Origin of the sequence: Vibrio sp. 1180_3, from assembly GCF_029478545.1 — a bacterium.
In the GTDB taxonomy this organism is placed as follows: Bacteria; Pseudomonadota; Gammaproteobacteria; order Enterobacterales; family Vibrionaceae; genus Vibrio; species Vibrio aestuarianus.
This window is the reverse complement of sequence record NZ_SJFM01000086.1, coordinates 1-3,204: the sequence shown is the minus strand read 5'-3', so window position 1 is coordinate 3,204 and position 3,204 is coordinate 1. Positions and strand designations below refer to the sequence as shown.

Genomic DNA, 3,204 nt, shown 5'->3' with positions numbered 1-3,204 from the left:
CTTGGCATATTCAAGCTTCTGTTGAGGGGTGATTTGCACTCGTAGTTTTGGTGACATATCAGATTCCTTATAAGTAGTGATAATTATAAGGCTTAAATACCATCCAAGTTAACCGTACCATTACACCTCAACAAGCTGCCGACGCTCAGCAAGAAACACTTTATAGCCCTCATGCTTTAGGTGATGACAATAAAGATATTCATCAACGTATAAAAGAGTTAGTTGAGGCTCATGGAGATCGCCCTAAAGTTGTAATAGGTGGACCTCCTTGCCAAGCGTACTCGCTTGCTGGTCGTTCACGTAACGCAGGTATAGAAGGCTACACTGCAAAAAAAGATGACCGAAACTTTCTATACAAAGAGTATCTGAAGGTGCTCTCTATTGCTCAGCCTGACGTTTTTGTTATGGAGAACGTTCGTGGCATTCTTTCAGCGAAGATAGATGGTGAAGTAATGTTTCCTCGCATTTTGAAAGATTTGCGGGCTCCTGGTAGGGTTACGAAGATAGCAACACCGAGATATAAAGTATTCTCTCTAGTTGTAGGTGCCGATGATATGACTAATCCTACCTATGTCGATTCTACGGACTACTTAATTAAAGCTGAATATTATGGTGTTCCCCAAGCTCGTCATCGCGTAATCCTATTAGGCGTTCGTGCCGATATAGTGCGTACACCAGGAATACTTGCTAAGCATGATCAGAAAGTTACAGTTGGAGAAGTGTTATCTGATTTGCCAAAGTTAAGAAGTGGTTTTTCAAAGCGTAAAGATGATGCTAAAGAATGGGAAAAGACAGTTTCTAAGAATGGGACTTTTGCGAAAAAGCTGCTTAAAAAGCAGTTCCAGAATGCAAAACAATTAGACTTAAAACCAGTTAAAAACCTTCAAAGAAGCGCAACACAACCAGTTAACCAACCAGAAGACATGCCAAACCATTTAATTCAATGGTACCGTAATAATGCACCAACGTGTGTACTGAACCATGAAACTCGTGGCCATATGGAAAGTGACTTACTTCGTTATGCTTTTAGTGCTGCGTTTACCAAGTTAAGTGGTGGTACGTCACCAAAGGCTCGTGATTTTCCTGTTGATTTAGCGCCTGCCCATGAAAACTGGGATACAGGAACACACGCCGACCGCTTTAGAACACAAGCGGCAAACAAGTACTCAACAACTGTAACCAGCCATATCTCGAAAGATGGTCATTACTTCATTCATTACGATCCAAAGCAATGCCGAAGCTTAACGGTGCGTGAAGCAGCTCGTTTACAAACGTTTCCAGATAACTATTTGTTTGAAGGGAATAGAACGCAGCAGTATGTGCAGGTAGGAAATGCTGTGCCACCATATTTGGCAAAACAAATAGGACAAGTTGTGATGAACTTACTTGAACGGTAATTTCACTCACGAGTACACTAAAGCCACTATAAAACAGTTGGCTACGATAGAACCATGTCAGATACCCTTATCCTTAAATTTGACCCGAATACCATTGAGCATTTGGGCGTTTCCCTTTATTCAAAGCTTCCGAGCGTTTTATCCGAATTAATTAGTAATTCTTGGGATGCTGACGCTGAGACTGTCACTATTGACTTTATCGAGAATGATGATGAGAAAGAGATCATCTATGTCGATGATGGTGAAGGAATGACATTTGATGAGTTGAACAACAAGTATCTCGTTATTGGGCGAAATCGCCGCCGAGATACACAGAGACAAATCAGTGCAAAAGGCCGACCTGTAATAGGTAAGAAAGGATTAGGCAAACTATCTGTGTTTGGCATTTGTGATGAAATTGAAGTCGTTTCCATTAAAGATGGTTTTAAAAATCACTTCATAATGAATCTTGAAGCAATAAAAGATAGTCAAGGTAACGAATATTCACCTGAACTTCTAGCTCACAACGAACCAACATCAATTCCTTCTGGAACTATAATCAAGCTAAAACAAATTAGAAGAAAAAGTGGATTCAATCTTGAAGATATAGCCCTTAGTTTGTCTAAAAAGTTTATCATTTTTAGTGAAATGGATACTCGTATTACAAAAAATGGAGATTCTGACACAGAAGTTCATGTTACAAACGACTTGAAATTTCAAACGCTTAACACAGAATTTGAATGGAAATTTCCTGATTCTAAATATGATGATTCCTATGCTCATTGGCAGCAGATGAAAGGCTCAGTTATTACGTTAAAAACCCCAGTAAAAGATACTGAGATGAGAGGTATTTATCTAACATCGAGGGGCAAAATTGTTAACGTAGCAAGTTTCTATGGTGCTCGTGATAATGATCAGTTTCATAACTATGTTACAGGCTACTTGGAAGTCGATTTCATTGATGACTTTGAAGATGACGTAATATCTACAGACCGACATTCATTAAACTGGGAACATGAAGAAACAAGAGAATTACAAGCATACCTACAGGATATTATTAAGGTAGTTGGTAGAGAGTGGCGTACCAAGCGAGCTGAAGCAAAACTTGAAGTTGTGGAGATTGAGCACCAGATTGATTTAAAAGGATGGAAAGCGAAGCTACCTACCTTTGAAAGAGAGCTAGGCGAGAAAATCATTAACCCTATCCTTGAAAATTCCAACATTGATGTGGCGGAATCTGCTGAGCTTATTGGTTCAGTCATGGATAAGTTTGATAACCAAGCATATAAAGAATACGCCTCAAAAATAGCTGATATATCATCAGAATCTGGCGAAGATATTCCTAAACTCCTACGATTAATGGATGATTGGAAAACAATAGAAGCTACACAATATCGTGATTTGGCGATAACTCGCGTAGAAGTAATTAAGCAGTTTGAACGCTATTTGACCACAAATACAAGAGAGGTACCTACTCTTCATGATTTCTTTAAAAAATTTTCGTGGTTATTAGACCCACGGATATTAGAGTTTAAAGATGAGGTTACATACTCTTCACTGTTAAAACAATCTTTCCCTGAAGAAGAATTGGAAGAAAGTAATAAGCGGATTGATTTCTTATGTAGTAACGCTCTTGGCGAAATTCTGTATGTAATTGAGATAAAAAGAAGCAATTATAAAGTAGATTTAAAGGCATTAGATCGTATGCGCCCCATAATCCCACGGGGCGTTTTAATTTCAGTGTGAGACGTTCCAAGGCAGAAGAGAGTTAATATCAGGCTCTGGCTTTGCCAGTTCTTTCATACATTTGACCATGTAATCGTAGAGT

2 protein-coding genes are annotated in these 3,204 nt (G+C 38.9%); both read left to right on the top strand.

The annotated features are described in order from the left end of the window. The first annotated feature begins 101 nt into the window (after positions 1-101). Positions 102-1,397 (top strand): DNA cytosine methyltransferase, encoded by a 1,296-nt coding sequence (locus tag EYW48_RS20685; protein WP_346780440.1) that lies wholly within the window; start codon positions 102-104, stop codon positions 1,395-1,397. Between the two features lie 54 nt (positions 1,398-1,451). Beyond that, positions 1,452-3,122 (top strand): ATP-binding protein, encoded by a 1,671-nt coding sequence (locus EYW48_RS20680; RefSeq protein ID WP_277432994.1) that lies wholly within the window; start codon positions 1,452-1,454, stop codon positions 3,120-3,122. Positions 3,123-3,204: the final 82 nt, after the last annotated feature.

Bases quoted from the DNA above. Each gene is read 5' to 3' on its own strand.
- EYW48_RS20680 (WP_277432994.1), top strand. From the start codon at position 1,452: ATGTCAGATACCCTTATCCTTAAATTTGACCCGAATACCATTGAGCAT.